This is a genomic window from Parvularcula oceani, from assembly GCF_000733125.1.
Lineage (GTDB): Bacteria > Pseudomonadota > Alphaproteobacteria > Caulobacterales > Parvularculaceae > Parvularcula > Parvularcula oceani.
In genome coordinates this window covers 25,416-50,641 of the sequence record NZ_JPHU01000006.1, presented here as the reverse complement: position 1 = coordinate 50,641, position 25,226 = coordinate 25,416, and the positions used below count along the sequence as shown (strand labels likewise).

The window sequence follows — 25,226 nt, the reverse complement described above, 5'->3', positions numbered from 1 at the left end:
GTCTTACCTCGGTCCCATGTCCTCGTTCGACGATACGCCCCCGCCCCCGCGCAGCCGCCGGATGCCCCGCCCGCCGCGCGGCGCGGTCGGCACGGTGATCAAGCTGCTCCTCGCCTGCCTTGCCGTCGGCGCGGTGCTGACGGCGCTGGGCGTGAACCCGCTCGATTTCTGGCGCGGCCTCTTCGCCGCGATCGTGCAGGGGGCGCATGACCTCTACGCTTATGGCCTCGACGGCTTCGGCATCTTCCTCGCCGTCATCGCCAGCGGCGCGATGATCGTCCTGCCCCTTTGGGGTCTGAAGCGCCTTCTGGGCCTCCTGCGGCGCTGATGCGCCAGCGGCCCGTCAGCAGGCCGCTGGCAGAGGGAAGCGAGCCTCAGCGGATCGACCGCTCGTCCCGCACCAAGCCGTGCTCCGGCTTGCCCGCAATGCCGCCGCCAACGGCCGCAAGCAGGCCGAGAATGCTGGCGATGAAGAGGGTCAGCGCGATAGAAGAGATCGTGTCGGCGGCTTCCTCGGCCGCTTCGGCCGCTTCCGTCTCCACGGTCTCGATGGCGTCCTCGACATTCTGCGCCGCCTCCTGCGCGGCCGTCTCGACCTCGGTCACCAGCTGGTCGACTTCCTCATTTGAAAGGTCGAGCCGCTGTTGCAGGCTGTCGAGAAGCTCCTGGCGCTCCTCGTTGGACAGGACGGCACCTTCGCCGATGATGCGGTCGATCGCGCTTTCGATCTCCGACAGCGCCTCGTCCGGCGAGGCGGCGACGTCGCGGACGGTGCGGCCGGCGATGCGCGAGATGCGGCGCTCTTCCTGCTGCGAGACGACGTCACGATAAATGCCGCGGATTTCTTCTTGCAGGTCCTCGGTCGTGAGATCGTTCTCGCGCAGGGCCTGACGAACCTGCGGCGGCAGCATCTCCATCTCGATCTGCGGCGTCGGCAGGTTGCCGAGATCGTCCGGGACCACCGTCTCGACCACTTCGCTACCGCCCCGGCCGAGGGCCGAGAGCGCGGAGGTCGCCCCGCCGATCATCGAGCCCGCAGCCGTCGTCGCGGCCCAGAGGGTGGCGAGGCTGACCACGGCCCACACCATGGCGCCATGGATCAGGGACGTCGTCTCCTTGGGAATGCCGGCGAGCCGCGCGGCGACGAAGCCGCCGACGATGAGCGACACGATCTGCGAGAAGAAGGTATAGATCGCGCTGCCAAGGCCCCAATCGCCGATACCGGCCGGATCCGTCGGGTCGAGCACCATACCGCCGAGCCAAACGCCCAGAAGGCCCAGCAGGAACTGGATGGCCACGGCCATCACGGCACCGGCGAGAACGGCCCCCCAGGAGATGCGCCGCAGGAGGCCCGGCTGGCTGAGCGCCACGGCCTCGGCGCGGCCGACGCGGACATTCTCCGCCTCGTAACGGTTATCTTCGTAAGCGCCTCGGCGGGCCCCGCCCGAATTCGTGTCGTCGATCGCCATGCTTCCCTCGCTTCGTGCTCGTCCTGCCCGGGCAACAGCCTATCACGGTGGCGGTTCCACGGGGGTTGCAGTCTGCGCCGCGCGGGACTGGAGGCCGCTCCGAACGAAAAACGCCGCCCGCATGTCGCGGACGGCGCCTCGTTTGCCATGCCGGGAAGGCGGAGCTCAGGCTTCGGCCGCCTCGTCCTCGGCTTCGGGTCCGGTCAGCATGTCTTCGGCGAGAAGGCCCGCATTCTTGCGGATCTGCGCCTCGATCGAATCGGCGATGTCCGGATGATCCTTCAGGAACTGCTTGGCGTTCTCGCGTCCCTGACCGATGCGCTCGGAGTTGTAGCTGTACCAGCTGCCAGACTTCTCGACGACATTGCCGAGGACGCCGAGATCCAGAAGCTCGCCGGTCTTCGATACGCCTTCACCATACATGATGTCGAATTCGACCTGCTTGAAAGGCGGGCTGACCTTGTTCTTGACGACCTTCACGCGCGTCTGGTTGCCGACAACCTCGTCACGCTGCTTGATCGCGCCGATCCGGCGGATGTCCAGGCGAACGGACGCATAGAATTTCAGCGCATTGCCCCCGGTCGTCGTTTCCGGGCTGCCGAACATGACGCCGATCTTCATCCGGATCTGGTTGATGAAGATGACCATGCAGTTCGACCGGGCGATCGAACCCGTGAGCTTGCGCAGGGCCTGGCTCATCAGGCGGGCCTGAAGGCCCGGCAGCGAATCGCCCATATCGCCTTCGAGTTCGGCCCGCGGCGTCAGCGCGGCGACCGAGTCGATCACCAGGATATCGACCGCGCCCGAGCGCACCAGCGTGTCCGCGATCTCGAGCGACTGCTCACCCGTGTCGGGCTGCGAGATCAGCAGCTCTTCGAGGTCGACCCCGAGCTTTCGCGCATAGGACGGGTCGAGCGCGTGTTCGGCGTCGACGAAGGCCGCCTGGCCGCCCTGTTTCTGGCATTCGGCGATGGCGTGCAGCGCCATGGTCGTCTTGCCCGAGCTTTCGGGTCCGTAGATCTCGATGATCCGGCCCTTGGGCAGGCCGCCGATCCCGAGCGCGATGTCGAGGCCGAGGCTGCCCGTCGAGATCGATTCGATCTTCTGGACGTTCTCGTTCGAGCCCAGCTTCATCACCGAGCCCTTGCCGAACGCCTTGTCGATCTGTGACAGCGCTGCCTCGAGCGCCTTCGCCTTGTCCATACCGCCGTCCACAACTTTGAGATTCTGTGCCATCGTCCGTCCTAACGTGCCTTGTGTTCCGTCCCGTATTCAACGGCTAATTTGTACCTGTTTTGTTCTCTTCCGGCAAGCGAATTGCGGGAATTGGGGAACACATTTCGTCTCGTTGGTGCGGGAGCCGCAAAAGCGGCATGCACGGACAGGGCCGACGCTCTAGATAGGTGTTTCAAGACAAAGAAGAAGGCTTCTTCATGCCGCTGAACACGCAGTCCGACGAAGGCGCCGACCTCCAGATCGGGGCGACCGATCAGGGGATGGTCCGCCTCTACCTGTTCTCCTCGCAGATCGACATGCCGCTCGATTTCGACCCTGAGGACGCCGAAGCCATCGCCGAGGAGCTTCTCGCCGCGGCCAAGGCGGCACGCTCGCAATCCGGGCGGAAGCCGTCATGAAGGGCCTGCTCATCGGCCTCGGGGTCCTCGTCGTCCTGATCGTCGCGGCGCTGCTGCTCGTGCCGGTCCTCGTGCCAAAGGATGCGCTGGAAGCCCGCATCGAACGGGCGGCGACAGAGGCGCTGGGCCGAACCGTCACCATCGAGGGCACGCCGGACATCCGGCTCTTTCCCACTGCGCTGAGCGTGGACGGCCTCACGGTCGCCAATGCCGAAGGCTTCGACGCGCCCTATTTCCTGCGGGTCGGGGAGGCGGATATCGGCGTGAAGCTGCTGCCGCTTCTGTCCTCTCGGATCGAGATCACGCGCTTCGTGCTGCAGGAGCCGGAGATCAATCTCGAGGCGACGCCCGAAGGCGAAGCGAACTGGACCTTCGCCCAGCAAGAGGAGGAGGCAGGCCCCCTGCCCGACCTGCGGCTCGGCACGGTGCGGATCGTGAACGGCGCCATCACCTATGACGGCGGCACCGGGCAGACATTCACGGCGCAGGACGCCGACATCACTTTGCAGGTGCCGAGCCTCGACGAGCCGCTCACGGCGGAAGGCGACCTCGTCTTCGAGAACAGGCCCGCCCGCTTCACCGCCCGGGTGGAGACGCCGCGCAGCCTCGCCGAAACCGGACAGGCCGCGCTCGCCATGACCGCGGCTGTGGCGGAGAACGAATTCGAGGCGGAGATGGAGCTCGGCGAAGACCTCGCCTTCGAGGGACGCTTCGACCTCGACGCCCCGCGCCTGCGCGACCTCCTCGCCCTGTTCGGGACGACGATCGAGGCGCCCTCGGGCTTCGAGCGGCTGCTCGTCACGGGTCAGGTGACCGGCAACAGCGAACAGCTCGCTTTCGCCGAAGGGACCCGCGTCGCCTTCGACGCGATCGAGGGGACGGGCGCCCTCACCCTGTCTCTCGGCGGCGAGCGGCCGGACATTTCGGGCAGTTTCCGGGCCGGGGTCGTCGACCTGCGCCCCTATCTGCCGGAGGAGGAGGCTCCCGCCGCGCAGGAGAGCGAGGGCTTTCCGGCATGGTCGGAGGAGCCGCTCGACCTTTCCGTCCTGACGGCTGCTGATGCGGACATCGCCCTGTCGGCGGAAACGATTCTCCTGCCGTCGATCGAAGTCGGAGAGAGCGCCGCGCAGGTGACGCTGCGCGGCGGCGATCTGAGCTTCGTGCTCGACCGGCTCGCGCTCTATGGCGGCAGCGGCGAAGGCACGCTGCGTGTCGATGCGGCGGGGCCGACCCAGACCGTGGCCGCGCAGTTCGCGCTGAGCGGCGTCGACGCGGCCGCCTTCGCCCGCAACGTCATGGATGTCTCCCGCGTGGCGGGCACGGCCGACCTGTCGCTGGACCTCGCCACGGCGGGAGACAGCCAGGCCGATTTCGTCCGCAACCTGTCGGGCGATTTCGGTGCGGAGCTGACCGACGGCGTCATCACCGGCGTCGATCTCGGCACCATCGCCCGCAGCGCGCTCGGCGTCGCCAATTCGCTGCGGCAGGGACAGCTGAACCTCGCCGCCGTCACCAGCGCCTTCGCCACCGTCTCGGACGGTGCGCTGGGCGCCGAGGAAGAGACGCCTTTCGCCTCGCTCGTGGTCGATCTCGACCTGACCGAAGGCGTGGCGCAGACCGGAAGGCTGGCCCTGGAAGGCCCTTTCTACAGCGTCACCGGAGAGGGGTCGGCGAACCTGCCGAACCAGACCGTGCGGCTGGTCCTGCGCCCCTCGGTGTCGGCCGAGGACGGCGCCGCGCGGCGAGAGCTGATCGCGCCGATCCTGGTGACCGGCACGTTCAGCGACCCCAAGATCGGCGTCGACGCCGAGCCGCTCGTCAGAGACGCGGCCGGGGGCGCGGTCCGAGAGGTCCTGCGGGGCCAGGGCGTCGAGCTGGGCGAGGACCAATCGGTCGGCGATGCCCTGCGCGGTAGAGCGACGCAGGAACTCGGACGGCTGTTCGGGCGCGGCTCGGACGAGGAGACCGAGGGCGAGACGCCCCAGGACCCCGAGGAGTGACCTCCCGGCTGCCCGGCCTCAGCGCAGGTCGGGCAGCTGGTAGTCGGCGAAGGTCTTGCGCAGCTCGGTCTTGAGCACCTTGCCGGTGGCGCCGAGGGGAATTTCGTCCACGGCCTGCACGTCGTCGACCTGGCTGATGCGGGGCAGCTTCTCGTTGACGAAATCCTTGATGTCGTCCGTGCTCGCCGCCGCGCCGTCCTTCAGCTGCACGATCAGGAGGGGCCGCTCCTGCCATTTGGGATGCGGCATGCCGATGGCGGCCGCCTGCGCCACGGCCGGATGGCTGAGGCCGACATTCTCGATGTCGATCGTGCTGATCCATTCGCCCCCGGACTTGATGACGTCCTTCGCGCGGTCGGTGATCTGCATCCGGCCATCGGGGTGGATGACGCAGACATCGCCCGTGTCGAACCAGCCATCATCGGTCAGGGTCGGCTCCTCCGCCTTGTAATAGGACGAGAGGATCCAGGGCCCGCGCACATGAAGGTGGCCGTCGCTCTTTCCGTCCCAGGGCAGCTCCTCGCCGGCATCCGAGACGATCCGCATATCGACGAATGGCAGCGCCTTGCCCTGGCGCAGCTGCACCTCGATGCGCTCGTCATGGGGCAGGTCGTAGAAGCCGGGGCCGTCGAAATTGACCGTGCCCGTCGGCGACATCTCGGTCATGCCCCATCCCTGGCGCGTGCGCACGCCGTATTTCTCGTAGCCGTCGATGATCTTGCGGCTGAGCGCCGCGCCGCCGACCAGCGTGTAGCGCAGCCTGCCGAGATCGAGGCCGTTCTCCTCCACATGCGCCAGCAGGTTGAGCCAGACCGTCGGCACGCCGACGGCGAAGGTGACGCCCTCCGTCGTGATGAGCTCGTGCAGGCTCTTTCCGTCGAGGCCCGGCCCCGGCATGACGAGCTTCATGCCGATCATCAGCGCCGAATAGGGCACGCCCCAGGCATTGACGTGGAACATGGGCACGACCGGCAGGATCGTGTCGCCGGCGCCCGCGCCGAAGGAGGTCGGCAGCAAGGCCGCGAAGCACTGGAGGACGAGCGCACGGTGCGAATAAAGAACGCCCTTGGGCTGGCCGGTCGTGCCGGAGGTGTAGCACATGGCCGCGGCCGTGTTCTCGTCGAATGACGGCCAGTCGAATCGCTCGGGCTTCCCTTCGAGCAGGGTCTCGTAGCAATCGACGCCCACGCCGAGCTTCGCCGTCTCTTCCTCGGTCGTCATGGCGACATAGCGCTCGACGCCCGAAAGATGCGGGCGCAGCGCCTGGACGAGCGGCGCGAAGGTCGTGTCGAAGAAGACGAAGCGGTCCTCGGCGTGGTTCATCACGAAGGCCGCGTTCTGGGGGCCGAGCTTCGGGTTGATGGTATGGCAGACCGCGCCGATCCCGGAGATCGCGTAATAGAGCTCGAGCTGGCGATGCGTGTTCCAGCCCATCACGCCGATGCGGTCGCCGGGCTTCACCCCCATCTCCTGCAAGGCGTGAGCGAGCTGCGCGGTGCGCCTTGCGCAGTCGCCGAAGGTGTAGCGGTGGATGCCGCCCTCGACGAGGCGCGTGACGATCTCCTGATGGGCGTGGTTCCGCTCGGCATGGGTCAAAATGCCCGACACGAGCAGAGGGGCGTCCATCATCAGGCCTTGCATGGCGTTTCCTTCCAGGATTCTTTTCGGCTTTGGCTCATTCATAGCCAATCGGCGCCGCGCGGCAATGTGAACCGGGCAGTTCGGGTCAGCGCCGCTCGCGTACCACCCTTTCGAGGAGAGCGGAGATCCGCTCTTCATCCGCCGGACAGCCCTGCGCCAGCCACTCCGCCTCGAAGCGCGAGATCGCCTCGCCGAGCGCGGGTCCGGGCGCCAGTCCCGCCGCGATAAGGTCGCGCCCGCCGATCGGCAGGACCGGGACGCGCAGGCGCTCCGCCTCGGAGAGGAGCGAGAGCCAGTCCTGCGCCTCTCGGCCTTCTGCGGCTTCGAGCAGCATGGCGTCGCAGACCGCCTCCCGCCCGAAACGGTAGAGGGCGCGCAGGAGGGGCGCGCCCCGCTCCCGCGTCAAATGCGCGCGCGCCTCGCGCAAGGCCTCGATCCGGCCGATCAGAGCCGTGGGCGGCTTGAACGCCTCGCGCAGCATACCCGGTCCGGCATCGGGCCAGAGCGCCGCGACGGCCAGCGCTTCTGGAATGTCCGGGTAGAGATGATCGTGCAGCCTCGCGAAGAGGCCGATCCGCGCAGACGCGCCGATGACCTGCCGCAGCACCCCTGCCTCCTCGGCCGCAGCCAGCATGGCGGGAGCATTCGGCGTGGCGAAGAGCCTCGAGACCTCCTGCCAGATCCGCTCCTTGGACAGGCGGGCCATCCCCTCGGCCTGCCGGGCGCAGGCAGCGAGCCCCGCCTCGTCCGGCGCCGCGGCATAGCGGGAGGTGAAGCGGAAAAAGCGCAGGATGCGCAGGTAGTCCTCCTGGATCCGCGTATCGGGATCGCCGATGAAGCGGACCCTCCCCGCATCGAGATCGGCCTGCCCGGCGGCGGGGTCGAACAGCGTACCGTCCGCATCCGAATAAATCGCGTTGATCGTGAAATCCCGCCTGCGCCAGTCCTGCGCCCAGTCGGTGGTGAAGGCGACCTCGGCGTGGCGGCCATCGGTCGCGATATCGGCGCGCAAGGTCGTCACCTCGACCGGCAGGCCGTCCGCGACGGCGGTGATCGTTCCGTGCTCGACACCTGTGGGATGGGCGGCGAGGCCTGCCGCCTTCAGCGCAGCTATCGTCTCTTCGGGCCGAAGCGTCGTCGCGACGTCGATATCGGTCGTGCCCGCCTCGCCGCCCTTCGCGAGCGGCGCAGGGGGCCGGCCGATCAGGCTGTCGCGCACGCAGCCGCCGACGAAGCGCGCCTCTCCCTTCGCGTTCAGGGCGGCCATGACGGCACGGACGGGCGCCGCGTCCATCCAGCCGAAGGCGGCACTCATGCCGCGCTCTCCGGCAGGGGATCGTCGTTGAGCGCGCGGCAGAAGGTCTCGAGAATGCCGGCGGTCAGCCCCCAGATATGCCGGACGCTGCCGTTCCGCTCCTCATAGGGGACGGCATACATCTGGTAGCCGATGCCGTTGAAATGCCGCTCCTCGGTGATGTGGTTGCGGCGGTCTGCCAGATGGGCGAGCGGAACCTCGAAAATCTCCGCCACCTCGCGCGGACAGGGCACGGTCTCGGCGTCGACATGGACGAGGCCGATCACCGGCGTGACGACATAGCCCATGCCGCCGTAATGCAGGCCGAGACGGCCGAGCACCTCGATATGGTCGCGGCCGACGCCGACCTCCTCCTCGGTTTCCCGAAGGGCGGTGTCGATCTCGTCGACATCCTCCACGCGCGGGCCGCCGCCGGGAAAGCTGATCTGCCCCGCATGGGAGGGCATGGTCGGGGTGCGGACGGTAAAGAGAACGGTCGGCTCGGGGCGGTCGATCACGGGAATCAGGACCGAGGCGGGCCGGTAGCGCTCGGGCGGCTTGTCGAGGATCGGGGCATGCGTCATCGTCGGGTTCAGCGCCTCGAAGAGGCGGCGATCGACATTGGCGGCGGCGCGGTCGGGGGCGGCGCGCAGGCGCCGCAGCAGGTCGTCAGGCATCATGGGGATGTCCGAGCACGAAGCGCTCCTTGCCGCTCTCGATGAACAGCGCGCCGTCCTCGCCGGTCTCCGCGTCCTCGACCAGGCGGTAATAGACATTGCGGCTGATCCGGGCCTCGAGGCCGCCGCGCACGCGCAGATAGGGCACGGCTGCCCCCAGCGTCCGGCTGTCCCTCACCGTGATCGGATGATCGCGCCCGGCGGTCACGACGTCTCCGACATTGGTGCGGAAGCGATAGCCATCGTCCTGCCGCTCGTGATCGACGACGAGGAAGGGCGCGTCCTCCACCGCGATGCGCAGCTTCTCGGCGGGCGTCACGAGGGCGAAGCCGTCCTCATCGCGGCGCAGGATCCGGCTGAACAGGCGGACCAGCGCAGGGCGCGCTATGGGCCGCCCTTCGTGGATCCAGGTCCCGTCCGCCTTGATGACGAGGTCCATGTCGGCCACGCGCTCGGGATGCCAGTTCTCGACCGGCAGGGGGCCGTCCGCCCGCTCGGCGGACAGATCGGCGGCTATGGCGTAAAGGTCCGGCACAGCTCAGAAGGTGGCGATCTGAGCGCGCCGGTCAACCGCTTTCGCGATCCTGCTCCCGATCAGAGGCCGCAGGCGAGGCAGCGCGCATAGATCGCATTCGGGTCGTTGAAGCTCGCCTGGAACCTCGCCTCCGCCTGAACCAGCGACAACACCTGCTCGATCGTGCCCGGCCGCGCGCTTTCCGCGGCGAACAGCTTGGCTTCCGGGCTCTTCACGAGGCCGACTTCCTGCGCGGTGCCGGTCAGCCCTTCGAGGAAGCGCTCGAAGGCGGACTTCTCGCGGGTCAGGCCGACCACGTCATAGTCCTCCAGCCCCGCGCGCGCCGCGGCTGCGGCGATGGCCTCGTCGATGTCGCCGAGATTGTCGACGAGGTTCAGCTCCTGCGCGGTCTGGCCGATCCAGACGCGGCCCTGCGCCACGGCATCGACTTTGTTCTTGGACATGCCGCGCCCCTCGGACACGATGGTCAGGAAGCGGTCATAGCCCTGCTCGATCGACATCTGCAGGATCTGGCTCGCCTCGTCGGGCAGCGGGCCGAGGCCGACGGCGGTGAAGGCGGCGAGCGGCGTGGTGCCGACCCCGTCGACATTGACGCCGATGCTCTGCGCGGTCTCCTCGAGGGTCGGCAGATAGCCGAAGATCCCGATCGAGCCCGTCACCGTGGTGGGCGAAGCCCAGATCTCGTCCGCAGGCGCGGAAATCCAGTAGCCGCCCGACGCCGCGAGCGAGCCCATCGAGACGATGACCGGCTTGCCCTCGGCTTTGATCTTCAGGACCTCGTCCCGCATCACTTCCGAGGCGAAGGCAGAGCCGCCGGGGCTGTCCACGCGCAGGACGACGGCCTTGACGTCCTCGCGCTCGCGCGCCTCGCGCAGTTGCTCGGCGATGTAGTCGCCCGCGGCCACGCCCGTGCTCTCCTCGCCATCGACGATGGCGCCGGCGGCGGTGACGACGGCGACATTGCCGATATCGTCCCGGTCCTGCGGGCCGCGCACAGCGTGGCGGTATTTCGTCCAGGCGACCTGGTTGAAGCTTTCCCCGTCCTCATCCTCGCCGACGATGTCCTGGACATAGGCGATCATGTCCGCCCGGCTCATGGCTTCGTCGATCAGGCCGATCTCGGCCGCCATGCGCGCCATGTCGCCGCCCGCCGCTTCGAGATAGCGCGGCATGTCCGAGGCGAAGTCGTGCACCGTGCCATCGGGCAGGCCCCGATTGGTCTCGACCGTCTCGGTATAGGTGTCCCAGAGAACGCCGAGAAACGCCGAATTGGCGAGCTTCGCCGCCTCCGACATGTCGTTGCGCAGATAGGGTTCGAGCGCCGATTTGAAGGTGCCCACGCGGAAGACGTGGCTGTTCACCTTCAGCTTTTCGAGCGCCTCGGCGAAATAGGTCCTGTAGCTGCCATAGCCGAGAATGAAGACCTGGCCGTAATCGTGCATCAGCACGGTGTCGGCCTCCGAGGCGATCAGATACTGCTCCTGCGTATAGGCGTCGCCCATCGCCACGACCCGCTTTCCGCTTTCGCGGAAATCCTCGATCGCGTCGGCGAGGTAATAGGCCTTGGAGGCGTAGATCGACGGCACGTAGAGGCCGCCGAGATCGAGGACGAGCGCCTCGATGCGGTTATCGTCCTGCGCCGCGCGCACGATCCGGACGAGCTCGTGGACGGAGACTTCCGACGCCGTCGAAAACCCGAAGGCCTCGGAGAACGCCTCCTGGAAGGGATCGGTCTCGGGCGCCTGTTCGGACAGCGTGCCCTGCGGGTTCAGGACGAGGGCCGCGCCGCGTGCGACATGCAGGGAAGGTCCGCCATCCTCGCGCTCTTCACCGAGCTGCGTCGCGACGCCGCCGATAATGCCGAAGATCGCCACCAGGAGGACGATGAACAGCAGGGATTGGACGAGCAGCGAGAAGCCGATCACGACCTTGAAGGCCGTCTTGATGAAACCCCACGCCGTCAGTCTGTCTCGTTGTTGCACCTTCGCCCACCCTGTGACCAATTCGCCCGCTCATAGCATGCACGCTTTATCGGGAAACAATCAATTCCCGGCGCGCTATGCCGCAGGTTACGTGTTGCTGCTTGTCAATTTGTGCAGTTCCTTAGGGTGACATAGCGATAGGCCGCGGGCGGCAGAACAGGGCAAGAGCATGGAAAGATGGACAGGCCGCCGAAAAGGGGCGGCGGAGGAGCCGATGGAACGCTTCGACAGGCTGGCCGCCGCGGCAGGACGGGCCAGGACCGCGCTCGGCGAGCACGTCTTCGGCCAGGAGCGCGTGATCGAGGAGGTGCTGATCGCGCTTCTTGCAGGAGGGCATGGCCTGCTGGTCGGCACGCCCGGCCTCGCCAAGACGCGCCTCGTGGCCGCGACCGCCACCGTGCTCGGCCTCTCCGAACGCAGGGTCCAGTTCACGCCGGACCTGATGCCGTCGGACATTCTGGGCGCCGAAGTGCTGGAGGAGACCGGCAGCGGCAAGCGCGCCTTCCGCTTCATCGCGGGGCCGATCTTCTGCCAGCTCCTCATGGCCGACGAGATCAACCGCGCAAGCCCCCGCACCCAGTCCGCTCTTCTCGAGGCCATGCAGGAGCGGCAGGTGACGGTGGCGGGCGAACGCCGCGTCCTGCCCGAGCCCTTCCATGTCCTCGCCACGCAGAACCCGATCGAGCAGGAAGGCACCTATCCCCTGCCCGAGGCGCAGCTCGACCGCTTCCTTCTCCAGATCGACGTCGACTATCCCGATCTCGACGCCGAGCGCCGCATGCTGGCGGCAACGACCGGCAAGCCCGAGGACGAGCTCAAGGCCGTCATGGGAGCGGCCGATCTCGAGGATGCGCAGGCTCTGGTGCGCGACCTGCCCATCGGCGAGCGCGTGGTCGATTCGATCCTCGCCCTTGTCCGCGACGCCCGTCCCGGCGGCGCCTTCGCCGACAGGCTGAGCTGGGGCCCGGGGCCCCGCGCTTCGCAGGCCTTAAGCCTCGCCGTTCGGGCGCGCGCGCTCCTGCACGGCCGCACGGCGCCGGAGATGGAGGATGTCGCCGCCCTGGCGGCGCCCGTCCTTCGCCACCGCCTCGCCCTCACCTTCGCAGCGAGGGCCGAGGGCCACACCGTTCCGGGCGTCATCGAGGAGATGACGGCGCGCCTTGGCTGAGGCTCTCGCACTCGAACGCGCCGCAGGGGCCGCCGCCGCGCGCCTGCCCGCCCTCCTGACCGAGGCGGAGCGGGTGGCGGGCACGCTGATGGCCGGCTTTCACGGGCGGCGCAGGCCGGGCACGGGCGAGACCTTCTGGCAATATCGCGACTATGCCGAGGGCGATCCCGCCTCCTCCGTCGACTGGCGCCAGTCCGCCCGCTCCCCGGGACGCCTCTTCGTGCGGCAGACCGAATGGGAGACCGCGGCGACGATCCGCATCTGGTGCGGCGGCACTGAGAGCTTCGACTATGCCAGCGGCGAGACGACCAAGCGCTGGCGGGCGGATGTCGCCGCGGTGGCGCTCGCGCTGCTGCTGACCCGCGGGGGCGAGCGCGTCGGCCCGATGGCGCCGGGGGTTCCGGCGCGGTCCGGCAGGGCCGGGGTGATGGCGCTGGCCGAAGGCCTTCTTGCCGACCCGCCGCGGGACGCCCTGCCGCCGCTGCCGCCGGAGGGGGCGACGCGGCTCGTCTATGTTTCCGATTTCCACGCGCCGACCGAAGCGCTGCTCGAGCGCCTGCGCGCGATCCGCGCCGCCGCGCGTCCCTGCCATCTCGTCCAGGTGGCGGACCCGGCGGAGGAGACCTTTCCGTTCACCGGGCGCACCGTCTTCCGCTCGCCCGGCGGAACCGAGCGCCTCCTCTTCGGCGATGCGGGCGCGGTGGCGGACCGCTATGCCGCCGCCCGCGCGGCGCATTTCGAGGCGCTCGGCACGACCTGCGCCCATTACGGCTGGACCCTCCAGCGCCATGTCACGGGCAGTTCGCTCGCCCCGACCCTCTCCGCGCTCCATGCCGCCATGTCGCAGGATGCGCGCCGATGAGCGCCTTGAGCTTCGCGAGCCCGGCCCTGCTTCTCGCGCTCCTGGCCCTGCCGCTGGTCTGGTGGCTCCTGCGCGCGACGCCGCCCGCGCCCGCCGAGCGGCGCTTCGGCGGCATGCTGTTCCTGCGGGGCCTGCGCAACGAGAAGGACACCCCGGCGCGAACGCCGTGGCCGATCCTCCTCCTGCGGCTCGTGATCGCGGGGCTCCTGATCGTCGCTCTGGCCGGGCCGATGATCGGCGCCCCGGCCCAGACCGGGCAGAGGGGGCCGCTTCTGATCGTCCTCGACGATGACTGGACCGCTGCATCCGAATGGCGCGCGCGGCAGGACGCCGTGTCGCTCGAAGCCGCTCGCCCGGGCGCAGGCACGCGCGAGGCCTGGCTTCTGCGCACGGCGTCGGACGAGCCCGTGGTCGAAGGGCCGATGACGCTGGACGATGCGGCGCGGCGGGTCGCCGGCCTCGTGCCCCAGCCGCGCCTTCCCGATCATGACGCCGCCGCCAGGGCGCTGCGCGCCGCTGCCCTGCCCGAGACGCAGGTTCTCTGGCTGGCCGGCGGCGCGGCCCCCGCGACCGCGGGCCGGCGCGCCTTTCTCGATTCGCTTTCGCGGCAGGGCTTCGTCACCGCCTTCCGCCTGCCCGGCGCCGAGACCGCTGCCCTGACCGGCCTCAGAAGCGAGGGCGCCGCCCTGACGATCGAGCTCTCCCGGATCGGAAACCGCCTTCCCGCCCGCGAAGGCGACATCCGCGTGATCGCGCGGGACGGGCGGACGCTGACCCGCCTGCCCTTCGCCTTCGGCGCGGGAGAAGCGGAAACGGAAGCGGCGCTCGACCTGCCGCTGGCCCTGCGCAATCAGGCCGCGATCCTGCGCATGGAGGGCGAGCGCAGCGCGGGGGCGACCTGGCTGGTCGACGCCTCGGCCCGCCGCGTGCGCGCGGGGCTGGTGACCGAGGGCGCGACCGACAGCCTCCTGACCAGCGGCACCTATCTCACCCAGGCGCTCGCGCCGCTCGCGGTCATCGAGCGCGGCACGCCCGAAGACCTCGTCGCCGCGGGCGCCGACCTCATCGTCCTCGACGATGTCGGCACGCTGCGCACCGAGGCCGAGCGCGCGCTGATGGGCTGGCTCGAAGGAGGCGGCCTCCTCGTCCGCTTCGCAGGGCCCGATGTCGCCAATGCCGATACGGAGGACGCGCCGACCTTCCCTGCGCCGCTTCGCACTGGCGGGCGCAGCTTCGGCGGCGCACTGACCTGGGAAACGCCGCAGGATCTCGAAGGCTTCGACCGCGACAGCCCCCTTGGCAGCCTCTCGGTTCCCGAAGACGTCGAGGTCCGGCGGCAGGTCCTTCTGCGCGGCGGCGCCGAAGCGGAGAGCTGGGCCTATCTGACCGACGGCACGCCGCTCATCACCGCACGCCGCGTGGGCGAGGGGCTGATCGTCCTCTTCCACGTCACCGCCAGCCCCACCTGGTCGGACCTGCCGCTGTCCGGCGCCTTCCCCGCGATCCTGCGCCGCATCGTGGCGCTGGCGGGCACCAGCGTCGTGGAAGAGGCCTCGCCGGACCGGCCGCTCGGCGCCCTGCGCCTTCTGGACGGCTTCGGCGCGCTCGAAGAACCCGCGGCCAGCACACCGCCCGCAACGCCCGCGGCCATCGCGCAGGGCCGGGCCGCGCCCGGCTTCTACGGCCTGGCCGAGGCGCCGCTCAGCGTGAACGCCTGGACCGGCACGCCCGCTCTCGCTCCCGCGACACGCGGCCTGCCCGCGGGCTTCGCCATTGCGGGGCCCGAAGGTTCGCAGCTCGCCCGCCTGGGACCGCCGCTCCTCGCAGTCGCCCTGTTCCTACTCCTGGCCGATGCCTGCGCCATGGCGTGGCTGCGCAGGCGCGGCATGGGCGGGCTCGCTGCGGCCATGCTCGCCCTCGCCCTGCTGCCCGACGCCCGCGCGCAGGATCTGCGGCCGCCGCTCAGCGGCAAGGCGCTTCAGGCTGCCGCGGAGACCCGCTTCGCCTATGTGGAAACCGGCGATCCGAGCACGGACCGGATCAGCCGCGCAGGTCTCTTCGGCCTTACGCGCGAAGCCATCCGCCGCTCCGCCCTGGAGCCCGCGCAGCCCATCGGTGTCGATCTCGAGACGGACGACCTGTCGGTCTATCCGCTGCTCTACTGGCCGATCACGCCCTCCATGCGCGAGCCTTCGGATGCGGCGCTGTCCGAACTCGAGGCCTATATGGCGGGCGGCGGCATGGTGATCATGGACACGCAGGACGGCGAGCGCGCGGGCACGGGCGCCGAGACGCCCCAGCAGGCGCGCCTGCGCAGCATTCTCGAACGGATGGACACGCCGCCGCTCGAGCCGCTGCCGGACGATCACATCCTCAAGCTCAGCTTCTACCGCCTCGACGCCCTGCATGGGCGCAACACCGAAGGCACCGTCTGGGTCGAGGCCGCCTCCGCCCTTCGCGAGACGACGGATGCAGTCCCTTCCCTCGTCATCTCCGGGCGGGACTGGGCCTCGGCCTGGGCTGTCGACGAAGGCGGCGTGCCGCTGCGCCCGGCGGGCGCTGGCGGCCCTTCGCGGCGCGAGGCGGCCTACCGGTCCGGCATCAACATGGCGATGGTCGCGCTGACCGGCAGCTATAAGGGCGACCAGATCCACGTGCAGGAACTTCTCGACCGCCTCGGCGAGGAGGCCCCGTGAGCGTCGCGCTGAACCCGCTTCTGCCCTGGCCGGTCCTGATCGTCCTCGGCGTGATCGTGCTCGCGGGCGCGGCGCTGCGCCTGCGGGCCTCGGTGCCGGGGGCGCTGCTCCGCCTTCTGGCCGGGCTGATCGTGCTGGCTTTCCTTACCGGGCCCGAGCGGCGCGAGGCCGAGACCGAGCCGCTGTCCGATATCGTGCTCGTCCTGACCGATCAGAGCCGCAGCGCGGAGCTGGGCGGACGCGACGCGATCATCGCGTCGGCCGAGGAGCGCCTGCTCGCGGATCTCGAATCGCGCGGCGTCGAAGTGCGGCAGGGCACGGTCGAAGGGCGGACCGAGACCGATCTTTCCGAGGCGATGACCGCGGCCCTGTCCGGCGTGCCGCGGGCACGGCTCTCGGCCATCTTCGTGATCACCGACGGTCAGCTGACGGATGTCCCGGGCGGGGCGAGCCTCGGCCTCAGCATTCCGGTTCACGCCTATCTCGCCGGCGACCCGGAGGACCAGCGGGACCGGCGCGTGCAGATCCTGCGCGCGCCGCGCTACGGCGTGGTGGGCGAAGAGGCCGAGATCACCTTCACCGTTCTCGACGAAGGGGCGGGCGCCCCCGTCCCCGTCACCCTGTCCCTCGGCGGCGAGGTCCGAGCCCGCCGCGAGGTCGTGCCGGGGCGGGAAGTCACGCTCAACGTGCCGCTCGACGCGCCGGGCGAAAGCGTGATCGACATCAGCGCCGAAGTCGCGCCCGGCGAGCTGACGGCGATGAACAACCGCGCCGCGGTCACCCTGACCGCGATCCGCGACCGCCTGCGCGTGCTCCTCGTTTCGGGCGAGCCGCATCCGGGCGAGCGGACCTGGCGGAACATCCTGAAATCCGATCCGGCGGTGGACCTCGTCCACTTCACCATCCTCAAGCCGATGGACAAGGATGCGCGCGCCTTCCCCTCGGACCTCAACCTCATTCCCTTCCCGCACGAAGAGCTGTTCCTCGAAAAGCTCTCGGATTTCGACGTCCTGATCTTCGACCGCTACACCTATCGCTACGTCCTCCAGGCCTATGAGTTCGACCAGATCGCCCGCTATGTCGAAGGCGGCGGCGCGGTCCTCATCGCCTCGGGTCCCGAATTCGCCGGGGCGGGCAGTCTCGCCGCGCGGCGCAGCCTCGCTTACGTGCTGCCCGTCCTGCCCACCGGCGATGCGGTGGAGGAGCCGTTCGTTCCCATGCTGACCGCGGCGGGGCGGCGCCATCCCGTGACCGCGGGCCTCGGCGAGCCGGGCGACTGGGGCCGCTGGCTGCGCCTCATGCCGGGCGAGGTCGTGTCCGGCGATACCGTCTTGGCCGGGCCCGGCGACCGCCCCCTCCTCGTCCTCGACCGGATCGGGGAAGGCCGCATCGCCGTCCTCATGTCCGACCATGTCTGGCTCTGGGCGCGCGGCTTCGATGGGGGCGGGCCCCACCGCGAGCTTCTGCGCCGCCTCGTCCACTGGCTGATGAAGGAGCCGGCCCTCGAAGAGGAATCGCTCCGCGCCCGCCTGACGCGCGAAGGGCGCCTGATCGCCGAGCGGCGCACGCTCGGCGAGGCGGTCGCGCCGCTCGAGATCGAAGCGCCCGACGGAACCCTGCGGGAGGTCGAACCCTCGCGCATCGCGCCCGGCCTCTTCGGCGCCGATCTTCCGGCCGGACAGGACGGCCTCTACCGACTGCGCACGCGAGACGGCGACGGAGAGGTGCTGTTCGCGGTGGCTGCCCTCGGAGAGCCCGCGCCGCGCGAGCTGTCAGAGGTGCGCACCACACCGGACCTCCTCGCCCCGCTGGTCGAGGCGACGGGCGGGCTCAGCGCCATCCTGCCCGAGGCCGGCAGCCGCCTGCCCTCGCTCCGCAGCGTGCGGCCCGGCCGCGATGCCAGCGGCCGGAACTGGGCGGGCCTCGTCCAGCAGAATGCCGCCGAGATCCGCTCCCTGCGCGCCATGCCGCTCCTGCCGGCCTGGGCCTGGCTGGCGCTCGCGGCGGCGGCCCTGCTCGGCGCGTGGCTCGCCGAAGGCGGGCGCTGGCCGCGCCGGGCGAAGCGTTAAGCCGCGCGCAACTGCTTCTGCGTAGAAGGGACAGGGAAACTTTTCGAAGGACGGTGCGATGTTCGCAGCGCTCAAACGCAAGGCGCAGGCCCCGGTACAGAGCACGGATCTGACGGAGGGGTTGCAGCGCGCCCTGCGCAATCCCGCTCGCGAGGAGGGTGTCGCCGGCGATGGGCCGCGAGAGCCCATCCGGCAGGCCCTGAGCGCGCTCGACGCCGCCCTCGCGCGGCTCGAAGAGGCGGGAAGCCTCGTCCGCCAGGCGGCCCGCCCCGTCATCGAGGCGGCTTCCGAGACCGATCCGGGGCAAAGAGCGCTTCTCGCGGAACGGTTCGACGACGCCCGCCAGAAGATCGACACGCTGCTGACCGATGAGGACGAGCCTGCCCGCCCCCTCCTCCTTGCGGGCGCTGGCCGGCTGACGGTCCAGCTCGCGGGCGCATCCTACATCATCTCGCCCTTCCCCCTGTCCACGGCGGAGAGCGGACTCGACCTGCCGCCTCCGGCCGAGGCCTTCGCGACCCATACCGAGATCGCCGACACGCTCCGGCGCGTCGAGACCGCGCTGGAACGGGTCGCGCGGGCGATGGAGGTCTATTCCGAGGACGAAGCCTTCCTGCGGACGCGGCTCGGCGGCTGAACCGCTAGTCGCGACTGCATTAAGCGCGGAGAAACCATAAGGCGCCAATCTTGGAGGGATGAGCGACTATTCCGCCCTGCGCGCCGCGTTCTTCTCCAGCCTCGCTGCGGAACGGCGCTACAGCGCCTATACGCTTCGCAATTACGAGGCCGCGATCTCCCGCTTCGAAGGCTTTGTCGGCCGCCATCTCGGCGAAGCGCCCTCGCTTGGGGCCCTCGAAACGCTCGAGACCCGCGACTTCCGCGCCTTCCTTGCGGACCGGCGGCGGGACGGCGTTTCGGTGCCGACCGTGCGGCTGGATCTGTCGGCCATCAAGACCTTCTTCCGCTATCTCAATCGGCGGGTCGGCCTGCCGCTCGAACCGCTGGCCGCCCTTCGCACGCCGAAACCGCCCAAGCGCCTGCCGCGTCCGGTCAGCCACACCGACGCCCTGACGCTGACGCGGATCGAGACCCTCGCGCGGGAGGGGGTGCCGATATGGATCGGAGCGCGCGATGCGGCCCTGTTCACGCTGCTCTACGGCGCCGGCCTGCGGATAGGGGAGGCGCTGGCGCTCGATGCGGGCGCGGCGGAGGGCGCGGTCCTCCGCGTGCTCGGCAAGGGCGGCAAGCACCGGGACCTGCCGCTGCTCGCCCCTGTGCGCGAAGCGCTGTCATCCTATGAAACCGCTCTCGCGGCCGATCCGCAGGCGCGCCTCTTCCGGGGCCGCTTAGATCCCGCGCCGCTCTTCGTCGGCGCGCGCGGCGGACGCCTCTCCGCCGCCGTCGCCCAGCGCAGCATGCGCCGCCTGCGCCCCCTGCTCGGCCTGCCCGAGAGCGCGACCCCCCATGCCCTGCGGCACGCCTTCGCCACCCACCTCCTGAGCGCGGGGGCGGACCTCCGCGTGATCCAGGACCTTCTGGGCCACGCATCGCTGGCCAGCACGCAGCGTTATACCGAGGTCGATGCAGGCCGCCTTCTCGCCGTTCATGCCGAGGCGCATCCGCGCGCGCGGCGCAGGGGCTAGCGCGCCGTCAGCATCCGGTCCGCCTCATCCACGGCCGCGTCGATCCGGGAGGCGAGATCCTCGAAGCCCTGAATGCGCGTAAACGCTTCGAGCCGGACCAGCGCGGAAGCGATCTCCCGGAGGTGCAGCTTCTGAAGGGCCTGCTCCGCCGACCTGTCGTGACGACAGCCCCGCTCGTCCACGGCAGCCCTGTCTTCGTCCTGGTCCTGTCCGGAGGTCTCGTAGGCGGATTGCAGCATGGAACGCTCCCAGTTGTCTTTTCGCCGACGGGAGCAACCTGTACGTGATGCGTTTTTAACCTGCAACCAAAAAGAGAGAAAGCTCGAAGATATCGCACGGAGTTGACAGGCCCTCGCCCCCTCCCCAGTTTCCGCGCCCGCACATGCTCGGAGAGACCCCGCCCTATGCAGGTCGTCATCGTCGAATCGCCCTCCAAGGCCAAGACAATCAACAAGTATCTGGGCAAGGACTACGAAGTCCTGGCGAGCTATGGTCACATCAGGGACCTTCCGTCCAAGGACGGCTCGGTGAACCCGGACGACGACTTCGCCATGATCTGGGAAAGCGACGCCAAGTCGAAGAAGCAGGTCTCCGCCATCGTCGACGCGGTCAGGCGCGCCGACCGCGTGGTCCTCGCCACCGACCCCGATCGCGAGGGCGAAGCGATCTCATGGCACCTTCTCGAGGTCCTGCAGAACAAGAAGGTCCTCAAGGACAAGCCGGTCGACCGGGTCGCCTTCAACGCCATCACGAAATCGGCCGTGCAGGAGGCGATGAACAATCCCCGCCGGGTCGATCAGGACCTCGTTGACGCCTATCTCGCTCGCCGCGCGCTCGACTATCTCGTCGGCTTTACGCTGTCGCCGGTCCTGTGGCGCAAGCTGCCGGGCGCGCGTTCGGCCGGCCGGGTCCAGTCCGTCGCCCTGCGCATCATCTGCGAGCGCGAGCTCGAGATCGAGAAGTTCAAGGCCGAGGAATACTGGACGCTCGACGCCGAGGTGAATGCCGGCAGCGGCCCGTTCCGCGCGCGGCTCGTGCGCCTGGACGGCGAGAAGCTCCAGAAGTTCTCGCTGACGACCGAGGCGGACGGCGCCCGCGCCAAGGCCGCCGTCGAGGCCGGGACCTTCCGCATCGGGAGCGTCGAGGCCAAGCCGACCAAGCGCAACCCTTCCGCCCCCTTCACGACCTCCACCTTGCAGCAAGAAGCGTCCCGCAAGCTCGGCTTCTCGGCCAAGCGGACGATGCAGGCCGCCCAGCGCCTCTATGAGGGCATCAATATCGGCGGGGAGACGACGGGCCTCATCACCTATATGCGGACCGACGGCATCGACATGGCGCCCGAGGCCGTCATGGCCTGCCGCGACGAGGTGAAGAAGCTCTACGGCGACACCTATGTCCCCTCCTCGCCGCGCATGTACAAGTCCAAGCAGAAGAACGCTCAGGAGGCGCACGAATGTATCCGCCCCACGGGCTTTCATCGGCATCCTGACGACCTGAAATCGCTCGATGGCGATCAGTACAAGCTCTACGACCTGATCTGGAAGCGCTCGGTCGCCTGCCAGATGGAAAGCGCGCGCCTCGAACAGACGACGATCGACGTCGTGTCCTCGGACGAGAAGACGGCGCTGCGCGCGACCGGCTCGGTCGTCACCTTCGACGGCTTCCTCAAGGTCTATGAGGAGGGCCGCGACGACAAGGAAGAGGACGGCCACTTCGCCGACAGCGCGCGCCTGCCCAAGGTCACCGCGAACGATAATGCCGACGTCCGCGACGCCAAGCCCGAGCAGCACTTCACTCAGCCCCCGCCCCGCTTCACCGAGGCGAGCCTCGTCAAGCGCCTCGAGGAACTCGGCATCGGCCGCCCCTCGACCTATGCGTCGATCATCTCGACGCTTCAGGACCGCGCCTATGTCGAGATGGACGGCAAGCGCTTCATTCCGGGCGACAAGGGCCGGATCGTCACGGCGTTCCTCGAGAACTTCTTCGGCCGCTACGTCGCCTATGACTTCACCGCGCGGATGGAGGAGACGCTCGACGAGATCTCGAACGGCGATGTCGAATGGCGGACCTTCCTCGCCCGGTTCTGGGAGGAGTTCCACGCTCAGGTCGAGGGGATGACGGGCCTTCGGATCACGGAAGTCCTCGATGCGCTGAACGAGGCGCTCGGCCCTCACATCTTCCCCGACAGGGGCGATGGCAGCGATCCGCGCGAATGCCCGACCTGCCACGAAGGCCAGCTCAGCCTGAAGATGAGCCGCTATGGCGCCTTCATCGGCTGCACGCGCTATCCTGAGTGCAACTACACCCGTCAGCTCGGCCAATCCGAGAAGGAGGCGCTGGAGGAAGGCGACCGGGTGCTCGGCGTCGACCCCAACACCTCGCTCGAAGTCAGCCTGAAGAACGGCCGCTTCGGCCCCTATGTCCAGCTCGGCGAGCCCGATCCCGAGACCAAGGAGAAGCCCAAGCGCGCCTCGATCCCCAAGGGCTGGGAAGTCGCCACGCTCGACTTCGACAAGGCGATGATGCTTCTCGACCTGCCGCGCGATGTCGGCCCGCACCCCGAGGACGGCGAGACGATCGAGGCCGGCATCGGCCGCTACGGGCCCTTCGTGAAGCACGGCAAGCTCTACGCCAATCTGGAAAGCGTCGACGACGTCTTCGAGATCGGCCTCAACCGCGCCGTCGCCGTGCTCGAGGACAAGAAGAACAATCCGCGCGGGCGGGGGCGCGCGGCGGCCAAGCCGCTCAAGGAACTCGGCGCCCATCCCGAGACGGGCGAGCCCGTCAATGTCCTCGACGGCCGCTACGGGCCTTACGTGAAGCACCAGAAGACCAATGCCACGATCCCCAAGGGCACCAAGCCCGAGGACGTGACGCTTGAACAGGCCGTGGAGCTGATCCGCGAGCGCGAGGCCAAGGCCCCCGCCAAGAAGGCGAAGAAGGCCACCAAGAAGAAGACGACCAAGAAGAAGGCCACCAAGAAGAAGGCCACCAAGACCGCGGCCAAGAAGACCGCGACAAAGAAGACGGCTGCCAAGGGGGCGGGCTCGGAGACCGCCGCCGAGTAACACTCTCGCGCGCCCGCACCCGCGCCCCTTGTTGCGTCGCAGCAAAAGGCGCAGGTGCTGGCCATGCTGACCTTCCTGCGCGACAATGCCCGCTGGCTCGCGGGCGGCTTCCTGCTGACGATGTTCTCGTCCTTCGGACAGACCTTCTTCATCGGGCTGTCCAATACGGATATCCGCACGGCCTTTTCTTTATCGGATGGCGAGTTCGGCGCGCTCTACGGCCTCGCCACCATCGCCAGCGCGCTGACCCTGCCATTCCTCGGGCGCGTGCTGGATGTGGCACCCGGCTGGCGCGTGGCGCTGTTCGTCATGCCGGGGCTGGCGGCGGCCTGCCTCCTTCTCGCCTTCGCGCCGTCCGTGCTGATCCTGCTCATCGCGCTCTACCTCCTGCGCCTCCTCGGCCAGGGGATGATGTCGCATATCGCGCTGGTCGAGACCGGGCGCTGGTTCGCCGCGCGCAGGGGCAAGGCGATGTCGATCGTCGTCCTCGGCTATCAGGGCGGCGAGGCGATCCTGCCCGCGCTCAGCGTGGCCCTCGCCGCGTGGTTCGGCTTCAGGGGCATCTGGATCGGCTCAGCCGTGCTCCTCGCCCTCGCCCTGCCCCTGATCGTCGGCCTGCTGCGCAAGGACCGCGCGCCCAAGGGCGAGGCCGAGGCGCCGGTCTCTGACGTGCGCGACTGGACGCAGAAAGAGGTCCTGCGCGACCCGCTCTTCTATCTCCTGCTGACGGGCGTCCTCGCGCCGCCCTTCATCGGGACGACCATCTTCTTCTATCTCGATACGCTGGCGCATCTTCGGGGCTTCGACGAGGCGATTTTCGCGGCGGCCTTTCCGGTCAAGGCGCTCCTCACCGTCATCTTCGCGCTGATCTGCGGCCAGCTCGTCGACCGCTTCGGCGCGGTCAGGGTCCTGCCCTTCTTCCTCCTGCCGCTCGCGGCGGCCTGCATCACGGTCGCGGTCAGCGCGAGCCCCGCGGGCGTCTTCGCCTTCATGGCGCTGCTCGGCGTTTCCTACGGGCTGTCGGCGACGCTGTTCGGCGCGCTCTGGCCCGAGGTCTACGGCACCGGCTACTTGGGCGGCGTGCGCAGCCTCGTCTCTTCGGGCATGGTCGTCGCCACGGCCATCGGCCCGGCCCTCGTCGGCCCGCTCCTCGACCGGGGCGTGCCCTATGAGACGCAGCTCTATGCGATGGCGGTCTGGTGCGCGGGCGCCTGCATCGTCCTCGTGATCACGACCCGCCTCGTCCTCGCCCGCCTCGCACGCAGCGGCGCCGAGCTGCGGGAGGCCTCGCCCGCGGAATAGTTCCCGCCGGCAGCAGCAGGAACCTGCGGCAAAATGTCCATTATCATCTGCAAGTCTTCGCAGATATGCGCGTTGGCAGACCGAGGGAGCCATGTCCGCAGGCAGCATCGTCGCGAGGGAACTCGCCGACATCTTCAAGCAGCTCTCCCATCCGGACCGCGTCCGGCTGATTGAGGAGCTGCGGGCCGGAGAGCGCTCTGTCGGTGATCTCGCCGAGCGGCTGGAGCTTCCGGCCGCGCGGGTCAGCCAGCACCTCGCCCAGCTGCGGGCGCATCGCCTCGTCGAGGAGCGGCGCGAGGGGCGCCAGCATCTCTACCAGCTGACCGAACCGGGCTTCGCCGACTGGGTCGCCAGCGCCGCGCATTTCGTCGAAGGCCGCGTCCCCATCGACCCGCAGATCGTTCACGCCGCCCTCGCCGCCTGGCTCGGCGTGTGACCCCGCCCCTCCCGATATCAACCACGAACGAGGAGTTCCCCATGCCCAAGATCGCCGCCGGCGTCGTCAAGTTCCAGGAAGAGGCCTTCCCGAAACGCAAGGAGCTCTTCGACAAGCTCTCGACGGGCCAGAACCCTGAAGCGCTCTTCATCACCTGTTCGGACAGCCGGATCAGCCCGAACCTGATGACCTCGACCGATCCCGGCGAGCTCTTCATCATCCGGAATGCCGGCAATATCGTGCCGCCCCACACCACCCATACCGGCGGCACCACCGCCTCGATCGAATTCGCCGTCGGTGCCCTCGGCGTGAAGCACATCGTCGTCTGCGGCCACACGCAGTGCGGCGCGATGAAGGGCGCGATGAACCCCGAAGGTCTCGACGCCCTGCCCCATGTCCGCGAGTGGATCGGCTATTCCCGCGCCGCCGTGCAGGTCGTTGCAGGCCAGGGCGACAAGCTGTCCGATGACGACAAGATGGCGATGCTGATCGAGCAGAACGTTCTCCTCCAGCTCACCCACCTGAAGACGCATCCTTATGTCGCCGCTGCCCTCGCCGCCGGAAGCGTCCAGCTCCATGGCTGGGTCTACGACATCAAGTCCGGCGAGGTTCATGCCTGGGACGAGGACGAGGGCCGCTTCAAGCCCGTCTCCGAGCGCTACCGCGAAGAGGTCGCCGCCCATGCCGCGCAGGTGACCGCGCAGGACCACTGAGCCACCGGGCGCCATCGAAGAGACGAGACCGAATGGG

At 69.0% G+C, this 25,226-nt stretch carries 21 protein-coding genes; 13 read left to right on the top strand and 8 right to left on the bottom strand.

Translation table 11 applies throughout. The features are described 5' to 3' along the window. Positions 1–61 precede the first annotated feature (61 nt). Positions 62–328, top strand: coding sequence for a hypothetical protein (locus tag IE88_RS0108140; RefSeq protein WP_162178319.1), 267 nt, complete (start codon positions 62–64; stop codon positions 326–328). Between the two features lie 46 nt (positions 329–374). Here IE88_RS0108140 and IE88_RS0108135 read toward each other — a convergent pair whose 3' ends face one another. Then, entirely contained in the window at positions 375–1,469 is a 1,095-nt protein-coding gene (locus IE88_RS0108135) for a hypothetical protein (protein ID WP_031552799.1), read from the bottom strand. Positions 1,470–1,634: 165 nt separating this feature from the next. Continuing rightward, positions 1,635–2,705 (bottom strand): recombinase RecA, encoded by a 1,071-nt coding sequence (gene recA, locus IE88_RS0108130; RefSeq protein WP_031552785.1) that lies wholly within the window; start codon positions 2,703–2,705, stop codon positions 1,635–1,637. Positions 2,706–2,902: 197 nt separating this feature from the next. Here recA and IE88_RS0108125 point away from each other — a divergent pair, with 197 nt between their 5' ends. Both IE88_RS0108125 and IE88_RS0108120 read left to right on the top strand, forming a co-directional pair. Continuing rightward, on the top strand, positions 2,903–3,103 hold the full coding sequence (locus IE88_RS0108125; protein WP_031552782.1) for a DUF6324 family protein: 201 nt from the start codon (positions 2,903–2,905) through the stop codon (positions 3,101–3,103). Next, positions 3,100–5,103, top strand: coding sequence for an AsmA family protein (locus tag IE88_RS0108120; protein WP_031552779.1), 2,004 nt, complete (start codon positions 3,100–3,102; stop codon positions 5,101–5,103). The genes IE88_RS0108125 and IE88_RS0108120 overlap by 4 nt, the downstream gene beginning before the upstream one ends. An 18-nt stretch (positions 5,104–5,121) precedes the next feature. Here the strand turns inward: IE88_RS0108120 and IE88_RS0108115 are convergent, their stop codons facing one another. The 5 genes from IE88_RS0108115 to sppA form a co-directional block, all read right to left on the bottom strand. Beyond that, positions 5,122–6,744 (bottom strand): long-chain-fatty-acid--CoA ligase, encoded by a 1,623-nt coding sequence (locus IE88_RS0108115; RefSeq protein WP_031552777.1) that lies wholly within the window; start codon positions 6,742–6,744, stop codon positions 5,122–5,124. Positions 6,745–6,829: 85 nt separating this feature from the next. Beyond that, positions 6,830–8,059, bottom strand: a complete 1,230-nt coding sequence (locus IE88_RS0108110) for a CCA tRNA nucleotidyltransferase (RefSeq protein ID WP_031552774.1) — start codon at positions 8,057–8,059, stop codon at positions 6,830–6,832. Further along, positions 8,056–8,718, bottom strand: coding sequence for an NUDIX hydrolase (locus IE88_RS0108105; RefSeq protein ID WP_051881703.1), 663 nt, complete (start codon positions 8,716–8,718; stop codon positions 8,056–8,058). Before IE88_RS0108105 ends, IE88_RS0108110 begins: the two co-directional genes overlap by 4 nt. Further along, on the bottom strand, positions 8,708–9,250 hold the full coding sequence (locus IE88_RS0108100; RefSeq protein ID WP_031552768.1) for a DUF1285 domain-containing protein: 543 nt from the start codon (positions 9,248–9,250) through the stop codon (positions 8,708–8,710). Before IE88_RS0108100 ends, IE88_RS0108105 begins: the two co-directional genes overlap by 11 nt. Positions 9,251–9,309: 59 nt before the next feature. Then, on the bottom strand, positions 9,310–11,232 hold the full coding sequence (gene sppA, locus IE88_RS0108095; RefSeq protein WP_162178318.1) for a signal peptide peptidase SppA: 1,923 nt from the start codon (positions 11,230–11,232) through the stop codon (positions 9,310–9,312). Positions 11,233–11,446: 214 nt separating this feature from the next. Between sppA and IE88_RS0108090 the strand changes: the two genes are divergently transcribed. Genes IE88_RS0108090 through IE88_RS0108065 form a run of 6 tightly spaced genes read left to right on the top strand, consistent with a single transcriptional unit; the run spans position 11,447 to position 19,670 of the window. Next, positions 11,447–12,400, top strand: coding sequence for an AAA family ATPase (locus IE88_RS0108090; RefSeq protein WP_238319284.1), 954 nt, complete (start codon positions 11,447–11,449; stop codon positions 12,398–12,400). Beyond that, positions 12,393–13,262: a DUF58 domain-containing protein gene (locus tag IE88_RS0108085; RefSeq protein WP_031552757.1), complete on the top strand. Its 870-nt coding sequence runs from the start codon at positions 12,393–12,395 to the stop codon at positions 13,260–13,262. The genes IE88_RS0108090 and IE88_RS0108085 overlap by 8 nt, the downstream gene beginning before the upstream one ends. Continuing rightward, positions 13,259–15,958 carry a DUF4159 domain-containing protein gene (locus tag IE88_RS0108080; protein ID WP_031552755.1) on the top strand — a complete coding sequence of 900 codons (2,700 nt, stop codon included), beginning with the start codon at positions 13,259–13,261 and terminating at the stop codon, positions 15,956–15,958. Before IE88_RS0108085 ends, IE88_RS0108080 begins: the two co-directional genes overlap by 4 nt. Beyond that, the gene (locus IE88_RS0108075) at positions 15,955–18,027 is read left to right on the top strand and encodes a glutamine amidotransferase (RefSeq protein WP_031552752.1); all 2,073 of its coding nucleotides are present in this window, start codon (positions 15,955–15,957) and stop codon (positions 18,025–18,027) included. The genes IE88_RS0108080 and IE88_RS0108075 overlap by 4 nt, the downstream gene beginning before the upstream one ends. Positions 18,028–18,085: 58 nt before the next feature. Further along, positions 18,086–18,664 (top strand): hypothetical protein, encoded by a 579-nt coding sequence (locus IE88_RS0108070; protein WP_031552748.1) that lies wholly within the window; start codon positions 18,086–18,088, stop codon positions 18,662–18,664. Positions 18,665–18,722: 58 nt separating this feature from the next. After that, positions 18,723–19,670 carry a tyrosine-type recombinase/integrase gene (locus tag IE88_RS0108065; protein ID WP_031552745.1) on the top strand — a complete coding sequence of 316 codons (948 nt, stop codon included), beginning with the start codon at positions 18,723–18,725 and terminating at the stop codon, positions 19,668–19,670. On the opposite strand, the gene IE88_RS0108060 is transcribed toward IE88_RS0108065, so the two are convergent. Beyond that, a complete protein-coding gene (locus IE88_RS0108060; RefSeq protein ID WP_031552742.1) occupies positions 19,667–19,909 on the bottom strand; it encodes a hypothetical protein in 243 nt (80 codons plus the stop codon). The two genes, IE88_RS0108065 and IE88_RS0108060, sit on opposite strands and share 4 nt — an antisense overlap. Positions 19,910–20,074: 165 nt before the next feature. Between IE88_RS0108060 and topA the strand changes: the two genes are divergently transcribed. From topA to IE88_RS0108040, 4 genes are all read left to right on the top strand, one after another. After that, positions 20,075–22,738: a type I DNA topoisomerase gene (topA, locus tag IE88_RS0108055; protein ID WP_031552739.1), complete on the top strand. Its 2,664-nt coding sequence runs from the start codon at positions 20,075–20,077 to the stop codon at positions 22,736–22,738. Between the two features lie 63 nt (positions 22,739–22,801). After that, the gene (locus IE88_RS0108050) at positions 22,802–24,040 is read left to right on the top strand and encodes an MFS transporter (RefSeq protein WP_031552736.1); all 1,239 of its coding nucleotides are present in this window, start codon (positions 22,802–22,804) and stop codon (positions 24,038–24,040) included. A gap of 91 nt (positions 24,041–24,131) precedes the next feature. Next, positions 24,132–24,476 (top strand): ArsR/SmtB family transcription factor, encoded by a 345-nt coding sequence (locus IE88_RS16490; protein WP_036766898.1) that lies wholly within the window; start codon positions 24,132–24,134, stop codon positions 24,474–24,476. A gap of 41 nt (positions 24,477–24,517) precedes the next feature. Next, entirely contained in the window at positions 24,518–25,189 is a 672-nt protein-coding gene (locus tag IE88_RS0108040) for a carbonic anhydrase (RefSeq protein WP_031552731.1), read from the top strand. The last annotated feature ends 37 nt before the right edge of the window (positions 25,190–25,226 follow it).

Bases quoted from the DNA above. Each gene is read 5' to 3' on its own strand.
- IE88_RS0108140 (WP_162178319.1), top strand. From the start codon at position 62: ATGCCCCGCCCGCCGCGCGGCGCGGTCGGCACGGTGATCAAGCTGCTC.
- IE88_RS0108105 (WP_051881703.1), bottom strand. From the start codon at position 8,718: ATGATGCCTGACGACCTGCTGCGGCGCCTGCGCGCCGCCCCCGACCGC.
- IE88_RS0108065 (WP_031552745.1), top strand. From the start codon at position 18,723: ATGAGCGACTATTCCGCCCTGCGCGCCGCGTTCTTCTCCAGCCTCGCT.
- IE88_RS16490 (WP_036766898.1), top strand. From the start codon at position 24,132: ATGTCCGCAGGCAGCATCGTCGCGAGGGAACTCGCCGACATCTTCAAG.
- IE88_RS0108120 (WP_031552779.1), top strand. From the start codon at position 3,100: ATGAAGGGCCTGCTCATCGGCCTCGGGGTCCTCGTCGTCCTGATCGTC.
- IE88_RS0108090 (WP_238319284.1), top strand. From the start codon at position 11,447: ATGGAACGCTTCGACAGGCTGGCCGCCGCGGCAGGACGGGCCAGGACC.
- IE88_RS0108135 (WP_031552799.1), bottom strand. From the start codon at position 1,469: ATGGCGATCGACGACACGAATTCGGGCGGGGCCCGCCGAGGCGCTTAC.
- IE88_RS0108115 (WP_031552777.1), bottom strand. From the start codon at position 6,744: ATGCAAGGCCTGATGATGGACGCCCCTCTGCTCGTGTCGGGCATTTTG.
- IE88_RS0108125 (WP_031552782.1), top strand. From the start codon at position 2,903: ATGCCGCTGAACACGCAGTCCGACGAAGGCGCCGACCTCCAGATCGGG.
- IE88_RS0108050 (WP_031552736.1), top strand. From the start codon at position 22,802: ATGCTGACCTTCCTGCGCGACAATGCCCGCTGGCTCGCGGGCGGCTTC.
- IE88_RS0108080 (WP_031552755.1), top strand. From the start codon at position 13,259: ATGAGCGCCTTGAGCTTCGCGAGCCCGGCCCTGCTTCTCGCGCTCCTG.
- recA (WP_031552785.1), bottom strand. From the start codon at position 2,705: ATGGCACAGAATCTCAAAGTTGTGGACGGCGGTATGGACAAGGCGAAG.
- IE88_RS0108070 (WP_031552748.1), top strand. From the start codon at position 18,086: ATGTTCGCAGCGCTCAAACGCAAGGCGCAGGCCCCGGTACAGAGCACG.
- topA (WP_031552739.1), top strand. From the start codon at position 20,075: ATGCAGGTCGTCATCGTCGAATCGCCCTCCAAGGCCAAGACAATCAAC.
- IE88_RS0108040 (WP_031552731.1), top strand. From the start codon at position 24,518: ATGCCCAAGATCGCCGCCGGCGTCGTCAAGTTCCAGGAAGAGGCCTTC.
- IE88_RS0108110 (WP_031552774.1), bottom strand. From the start codon at position 8,059: ATGAGTGCCGCCTTCGGCTGGATGGACGCGGCGCCCGTCCGTGCCGTC.
- IE88_RS0108060 (WP_031552742.1), bottom strand. From the start codon at position 19,909: ATGCTGCAATCCGCCTACGAGACCTCCGGACAGGACCAGGACGAAGAC.